Annotated in this window: 6 protein-coding genes; 3 read left to right on the top strand and 3 right to left on the bottom strand. The window is 63.9% G+C overall.

Annotation, left to right across the window (positions count from 1 at the left end; all coding sequences use genetic code 11):
- On the bottom strand, positions 1-515 hold a 515-nt coding region (locus tag HR9077_RS21785; RefSeq protein WP_136069393.1), incomplete at its 3' end, for a LysR family transcriptional regulator.
- Positions 516-613: 98 nt separating this feature from the next.
- On the opposite strand from HR9077_RS21785, the gene HR9077_RS21780 reads away from it, so the two are divergent.
- Both HR9077_RS21780 and HR9077_RS21775 read left to right on the top strand, forming a co-directional pair.
- Positions 614-1,447: a pirin family protein gene (locus HR9077_RS21780; RefSeq protein ID WP_136069392.1), complete on the top strand. Its 834-nt coding sequence runs from the start codon at positions 614-616 to the stop codon at positions 1,445-1,447.
- A gap of 194 nt (positions 1,448-1,641) precedes the next feature.
- Positions 1,642-3,351, top strand: a complete 1,710-nt coding sequence (locus HR9077_RS21775; protein WP_136069391.1) for a peptidoglycan DD-metalloendopeptidase family protein — start codon at positions 1,642-1,644, stop codon at positions 3,349-3,351.
- Positions 3,352-3,428: 77 nt separating this feature from the next.
- Here HR9077_RS21775 and HR9077_RS21770 read toward each other — a convergent pair whose 3' ends face one another.
- Together HR9077_RS21770 and HR9077_RS21765 are read right to left on the bottom strand one after the other, a co-directional pair.
- Positions 3,429-4,637 carry a CmpA/NrtA family ABC transporter substrate-binding protein gene (locus tag HR9077_RS21770; RefSeq protein ID WP_136069390.1) on the bottom strand — a complete coding sequence of 403 codons (1,209 nt, stop codon included), beginning with the start codon at positions 4,635-4,637 and terminating at the stop codon, positions 3,429-3,431.
- Positions 4,638-4,648: 11 nt separating this feature from the next.
- Positions 4,649-5,227 (bottom strand): ANTAR domain-containing response regulator, encoded by a 579-nt coding sequence (locus HR9077_RS21765; protein WP_136069389.1) that lies wholly within the window; start codon positions 5,225-5,227, stop codon positions 4,649-4,651.
- 366 nt (positions 5,228-5,593) lie between these two features.
- Here HR9077_RS21765 and HR9077_RS21760 point away from each other — a divergent pair, with 366 nt between their 5' ends.
- A complete protein-coding gene (locus HR9077_RS21760) occupies positions 5,594-6,946 on the top strand; it encodes an MFS transporter (protein WP_136069388.1) in 1,353 nt (450 codons plus the stop codon).
- The last annotated feature ends 14 nt before the right edge of the window (positions 6,947-6,960 follow it).

The raw sequence follows: 6,960 nt of genomic DNA, 5'->3' as shown, positions 1-6,960 counted from the left end.
GGATGGGCGACGGCGATGAACCGCAGGGTCACCAGCGGCTCGCCGAGAAAGCCCTGCGCGGCGAGCCCGGACACCACCAGATCGGCACGCCGGTCGTAAAGCATCTCGACGCCGCCGTTGAGCACCGTTTCGTGCAGCTGGATGCGCACGTGTGGATAGCTGCGGGAAAACTGCTGCAACGCTTCGGCCAGCGCATCGGGCGGAAATATCTGATCGACCGCCAGCGACACTTCCGCTTCCAGCCCCGCCGCCATGCCCTCGGCGACCTCTTCCAGCGCCGCGGCGTTCTCGATCAGCTGTCGTGCCCTGCGCAACAGCATCTCGCCCGCATCGGTGAGTCGCACCTGGCGTCCAACCGGCTCGAGAATCGGCACCCCAAGCTGCGCCTCGAGCTTGTGCACGGCATGGTTGAGCGTCGAGGGACTCTTGTGGATCGCCGCGGCCGCACGGGCAAAGCCGCCATGATCGACGACCGCTGCGAGCATCTGCCATTGAGCCAGTGTCACTCGTGACATTTTCGGTTTCCTCGAACGAAACAAGCAAAAGTATGCGCTTATTTTTCGAAAAAATCGTCCTACAATACGATCAATCCTGTCAGTCCGAGGTAGAGACGATGTCACAGCGCACCATCAGCCGCCTCGCCGTCAGCCACCCCAGCCAGGACGGCGACGGCGTCAAGATTTCCCGCATCCATGATTTCGACGGTGGGCTCGATCCCTTTCTGATGCTAGACGAGCTGGGTTCGGAGCACCCCGACGACTACATCGGCGGCTTCCCCCCGCATCCGCACCGCGGCATCCAGACACTGACCTACGTCGTGCATGGCGGGCTGATGCACGAAGATCACCTCGGCCACAGCAGCTCCATCGGCAGCGGTGACGCCCAATGGATGCATACCGGTCGCGGCATCATTCATTCGGAAATGCCGTTGACCGATCATGCCGGGCTCCACGCCTTCCAGCTATGGATCAACCTCGCCGCACGTGACAAGCTCAGCCCGGCCACTTATCGAGATATCAAGGGCGACGAGATGCCGCATCTGAAAGAATCAGGCAGCGAACTCATCGTGCTGGGCGGTCGCTGGGCAACCACGACCCGGTCTGTCGTCGGCCCCCTGGACGCGCTGGCCGGACAGGCCGGAATCGCGCATGTCAGCCTCGCTGAGGGAGCGACACTGGCGCTGGCCCAGGACGCACCGACGTTGCTGGTCTATGTCTTCGAAGGCGAACTGCAGATAGCCGGAGAGACGGTTCCCGCGCAGCGACTCGCATGCCTGAGTGCGGGCGAAACCCTGACCCTGTCCAGTGACGTGGGGGCGCAGGCGCTGCTGTTGGCCGGCCATCCGCATGACGAACCGATCGCTCACTACGGCCCCTTCGTGATGAATCAGCGCGAGGAACTCGACCAGGCGCTACGCGATTATCGCGACGGCACGCTGGCCAAGTAATGAAGTCCCGGCTAACGTTCGATACAGGGTTGCAGACAAGGGACTTGTGTAGCGTTTCGGTAACCGGCTGTATATGTAACGTAGCCGTTGGCTAGGAGTTTAAAGCCTGTGCATTTGTACAGGCTAGGCATGCTATATGTCATGGGTTATGGTGCATGGGTTTTTTATCCCATTTACATGTACCTAGGCCCTTTATGTTGCGAATTTTCCATTCGCTGCCCCGCACGCACAAGTTGCTGCTGTTACCCGTCGCCACCATGGTTACCGTGCTGGGCACGCACAAGATTCTGGCCGTTTTCAACGAAACCGATGTTACTACCGGCACCAACAAGCAAGTCAACCTTGCCCTCGCCGCCCCGACATCGGCAGTCGATACCCAGACCCTCGATCAAGTTGTATCCGAAAGCGCCCCGTCATCCGACTCCGCCATCGTTGTCGGTCAGGATATCCCCCTGGTCGCTCTGACGGCCCAGGAAATCGTCGACCTGAATTTCATCGACACGGCCCGGGCGCAGGAACAATCTACGGATCGCACGGTTCTCCAGCCGCAACCGCCCAGCGCCGTGGCCATCGCCCAACCGGCGCCCGCCACGCAGCCGGACGACAGCGCATTCGATCCTCAGGCGATGCAGATCGCCCTGCATCTGTTCGATGATAGTCAGGGCGAGGACCTCATCGGCGGCACGTCCTACGAGGATCTTTCCACGGACCCCATGATCCTCGACGGTGACGAAATCGAGCTCGAGAACGAACTCGTGGCCAAGGAGGAGTTCGTACCCCAGTGGGAAACCTATACCGTGCAACAGGGCGACACCTTCGCCGTCATGGCCGAGCGCACCTTTGGCCTGGGCTATAGCGAAGTTCTGCGCCTGCTGGACAGTCTGCCCGACGACAAGGCACTGACAAGCTGGCGCGTCGGCGACAACATCGACTTCCAGCTCGATGAAGAGGGCCAGCTGATGGCCCTGCGCGTGATGAACGATGCCCGCTCGGGCTACCTCATAGAGCGCGATGCCGAACAGCACACCTTTGACGTCGCCAACATCGAAAAGGCCGGGGAGGCCACCCAGCGGCTGTTCGCCGGCACGGTCAGTGGCAGCTTCGCCGGTTCGGCAAGCGCCACCGGCCTGTCCTACGGCGAAGTGGCCGAGCTCAGCAGCCTGTTGTCGAAGAAGATCGACTTCCGTCGCGACTCGCGCCGCGGCGACCGTTTCCAGGTGCTGGTCGAAGCCGACATGGTCGAAGGCAAGGCGCTGGACTCGCGCATTCTGGCGGCCCAGTACGAAGGTGAGCGGACCGAACTGACGGTCGTCCGCAACTCGGAGGACGATCGCTTCTATACACCGAACGGTCAAAGCCTGGACCCGGCCTTCAACCGTTATCCCTTCGAGGGGGATCATCGCATCAGCTCACCGTTCAACCTGCGTCGCCACCACCCGATCACTGGACGAATCAGCCCACATCGCGGCACGGATTTCGCCATGCGCACCGGCTCCGTGGTGGAAGCGCCCGCGGACGGTCGCGTCATCAAGACGGCCTTCCAGGCCGGCGGCGCGGGCAACTACCTGGTCATTCGCCATGACAACGGCTACAAGACCCGCTATATGCATCTTTCCAAGAGCCTGGTCAAGGAAGGCGACAGGGTGACGATGGGCGAGAAGATCGCGCTATCGGGCAACACCGGCGGGAGTACCGGCCCTCACCTACACTACGAAGTCATGGTCAACAATCGCCAGGTCGATGCCATGCGCGTCAAGCTACCCGAAAACAAGAGCCTGTCCGGGCAGGCACTGGCGGCCTTCAAGCAGGAGTCCAAGCAGCTCCTGGCCAAGCTCGACACCAGCGACGGCGCCCAGCTGGCTCGCGCCTCGTCGTCCGACAAGCGAACGCCGGACGGCAGCTGAGCGAACGAGACTCGCCGTATACGACAAGGCCCCGCGACGCGGGGCCTTGTCGTTTCCGTTCGCTGCCGGCCGTACGTTCAGGCGCCGAAAACGCCCCCATCGAGGAAGCGGTCGGGGCCCATGTCGATCCCCCCTCGTGTGCCCGGCAACGACCATTCCCGGTCATGAGCGCCCTCCGTCTTGCTATCGTCCAGCGGACTCGACAGGCCGATGTCGGCGGCAGCCTGACGATAAAGATCGGGACGCACGCAACGCGCAATGAGCGCTTCCAGATCCAGGTCGCCGGGCAAATGCCCCCAGCGCTGCATCTGATTGGCATACCAGCGTGTGTGCGAATACCAGGGGAAATTGGTGGCGTGGCGCTGGAAGAGCGTGGCGCCCGGCGCCCCCTTCTCGCCACGCGCGTCCGCAAGATGGCGCAGGCCCTGCTCCACCACCTGCGGAGCGACATCGAGATAGCCGCCCACGCAGAGCAGATGGGCGGCACGCTGACGATTGGCCGCTGAACGGTCCAGCCAGGCACAGGCGCGCAACAAGCCACGCAGCACCGCACGATGCGTATCGGGATAGCGCTCGGCCCACGCTTCCCGCACGCCGAAGACCTTCTCCTGGCTGGCTCCCCAGATATCGAAGCTGCCACACAGCACATGCCCCAGCCCGCGCCCCTGAGCCAGCCGGTTCCAGGGTTCGCCCACGCAGTAGCCATCGAGTCCGCCGGCCTCGAGTTGCGACACCATCAGCGGAGGCGGCACGACACGCAACTCCAGATCGCGCTCGGGATCGATTCCGCCCGCAGCCAGCCAGTAGCGCAGCAGGTAGCGATGCGACGAAAAGGGATAGACGTTGGCAAAACGCAGTGGCGGTTCGCCGGCGAGCCGACGCTGTTCGATCACGCGCTTCAGCGCACGCGCCTGGCCCAGCGGCTCCGTCAGCGCCTCATCGCCCAGCGCCTGCATCTGCGCATGCAGCGCCTGTGATACGGTTATCGCGTTCCCTCCCAGGTTGAGCGTCAACGCCGAAAGCATGGGGGTCCGGCGGCCGTCGATCCCCAGTGTCGAGCTCAGCGGCATCAACGCCAGCATCTGGGCGCCATCGAGCAGGCCGAGCTGCATGGCATCGCGCAGGCCCGCCCATGAAGACTCGACGCTGAGGCTCACCTCCAGCCCCTCGGCGGCGAAAAAGCCCTCCTCCACCGCCACGACCAGCGGCGCGGCGTCATTGAGCGGCAACATCCCCAGGGTCAGGCGTGCCAGCTCCGGCGCAGGAAACTCGCGGGTCGCACTCATGCACTTTTCTCCTAAGATTTCTTGCCCGTCGCGGCAAGCAACTCCTGGGCCAGTTCATGGATCGTCATGCGGCGATTCATGGCCGTCGTGCGCAGGTACTGATAGGCGGCATCCTCGCCGCAGGTACGGTTTTCCATGATCAAGGCCTTGGCGCGATCGATGGCGCGTCGCTGCGCCAGGCTCTCCTGGGTCCGCGTCAGCTCGCCCTTGAGCGCGCGATGCGCCTCGAAGCTGGTCACCGCCACGTTGATCATCGAGCGCACCAGCGCCGGCATCACGCTGTCGACGACATAGGCGCTGACTCCCGCCTGGGCGGCCTGCTGGGTCAGTTCAGGCGTCTCTTCCTCGGCCAGCATGATCATCGGCTTGGGAAAGCGCCGGCCCAGCTGACCGAGGTGCTCGAGGGTATCGCGACTGGGCAACGCCGCATCGACGATTACCGCATCGGGCTGCAGACGCTCCATGACCGTGTAGAGATCCTCGCTCTCGTCGACGGTCGTCATCACCTCGAAGCCCGCCTCGACCAGCGCCTGGTCCAGCGCCCGCGAGCGTTCGGCCTTGGCATCCACGATCAATACCCTGATGGTCATGCCCTTCTGCACTCCTTGACGCCCTTCCCACGGTTCATGCACGAATCGCGCCAGCGTCGCCGACCGCAGTGCGACGGCAGCTCGAGCGGGCGAACCTGCCACCCCTGCGTGCTCGTAGTGCACACGGCCCGACGAATGCCCCAAAGCGGCGCTGCAACCATCGCCGGTACCGTACCGGCCCCCGACCAGGAACCCGTAACCGGCTGAAAGAATGGCTTCATCCGATATTGGCACGACTGATGCATCGTTTCGGGCAGACAGACGTGGACCAGGCTTGCCCCGCGAGTACGAGTGCGTCGAACCCGGACCTTCAATGGCGAAGGCCCATGCATCCGCGTTCGACACCGACTCGATGAGGACTGTCCCATGGACATTCGCAACAAAGCCAACAGGATCCGTCTGTTCAGCTTCAAGAGTCCGCAAATGCGGGCTTTCCACCTCTCCTGGTTCGCCTTTCATATCTGCTTCTTCGGCTGGTTCGGCATCGCCCCGCTGATGGCGGTGGTGCGCGACGACCTCGGCCTGACCAAGACCCAGATCGGCAACACCATCATCGCCTCGGTGGCGATCACCGTTATCGTGCGACTGGCGATCGGCGTGCTCTGCGACAAGATCGGCCCGCGCAAGGCCTATACCTGGCTGTTGTGCCTGGGCTCGCTGCCGGTGATGGCGATCGGTTTCGCCGACAGTTTCGAAAGCTTCTTCCTGGCACGCCTGGCGATCGGCGCGATCGGCGCCTCGTTCGTGATCACCCAATACCATACCTCGGTGATGTTCGGCCCCAACGTGGTCGGCACCGCCAATGCCACCACCGCCGGCTGGGGCAACCTGGGCGGCGGCACCACGCAGATTCTGATGCCACTGGTGTTCGCCGGCATCCTGATGCTGGGCGTGGAAGCCACGATGGGCTGGCGCCTGGCGATGGTGGTCCCGGGGGTCGTGCTGTTCCTGACCGGCATCGCGTACTACTTCCTGACCCAGGATGCGCCGGACGGCAACTTCGACGAGTTGCGCGAGCGCGGCGAACTGCCGCGTGCCGAGAAGGAATACAGCATGCGCAGCACCTTCGGCGCCGCTGCCAAGGACGTTCGCGTCTGGGCCCTGTTCGTGGTCTACGCCGCCTGCTTCGGCGTCGAGCTGACCATCAACAACATCGCCGCCATCTACTTCTTCGACAATTTCGAGCTCGACCTGGCCACCGCCGGGCTGATTGCCGGGCTGTTCGGCCTGATGAACCTGTTCGCGCGGACCCTGGGCGGCGTCTTCTCGGACCTCTTCGCCCGTTACGGCGGCCTCAAGGGACGCGTGCGCTGGCTGTTCATCGCCATGTTCTGCGAAGCCGTCGCGCTGATGTTCTTCGCCCAGATGCAGGTGCTCGCCGTGGCCATCGGCATCATGCTGGTGTTCAGCCTGTTCGTGCAGATGGCCGAAGGCGCCACCTTCGGCGTGGTGCCCTTCGTCAACCGCAACGCCCTGGGCGCCGTGGCGGGCATCGTCGGTGCCGGGGGCAACGCCGGAGCCGTGGCCGCCGGCTTCTTGTTCCGCGCCGAATCGCTGAGCTATCAACAGGGCCTGCTTTACCTGGGCATGGCGGTGATGGTGGCCTCATTCTTTACCTTCCTGGTGCGCTTCTCGCCCCAGGTGCTCGCCGAGGAAGACGACGCCTACCGCGCCGCCGCCGCCGGCGAGGCAGCCCCGGCCGCCCTGTCGCTGCGCTGAAGTCCGCCAGGCGC

This window comes from Modicisalibacter radicis (assembly GCF_900961225.1).
Lineage (GTDB): Bacteria > Pseudomonadota > Gammaproteobacteria > Pseudomonadales > Halomonadaceae > Modicisalibacter.
Note: the sequence above shows the minus strand (reverse complement) of the source record. Positions and strands in the feature narration are given on the sequence as shown.

What these genes read in the sequence shown, in the direction of transcription:
- HR9077_RS21770 (WP_136069390.1), bottom strand. Translation starts at nt 4,637, where the DNA reads ATGAGTGCGACCCGCGAGTTTCCTGCGCCGGAGCTGGCACGCCTGACC.
- HR9077_RS21775 (WP_136069391.1), top strand. Translation starts at nt 1,642, where the DNA reads ATGTTGCGAATTTTCCATTCGCTGCCCCGCACGCACAAGTTGCTGCTG.
- HR9077_RS21760 (WP_136069388.1), top strand. Translation starts at nt 5,594, where the DNA reads ATGGACATTCGCAACAAAGCCAACAGGATCCGTCTGTTCAGCTTCAAG.
- HR9077_RS21780 (WP_136069392.1), top strand. Translation starts at nt 614, where the DNA reads ATGTCACAGCGCACCATCAGCCGCCTCGCCGTCAGCCACCCCAGCCAG.
- HR9077_RS21765 (WP_136069389.1), bottom strand. Translation starts at nt 5,227, where the DNA reads ATGACCATCAGGGTATTGATCGTGGATGCCAAGGCCGAACGCTCGCGG.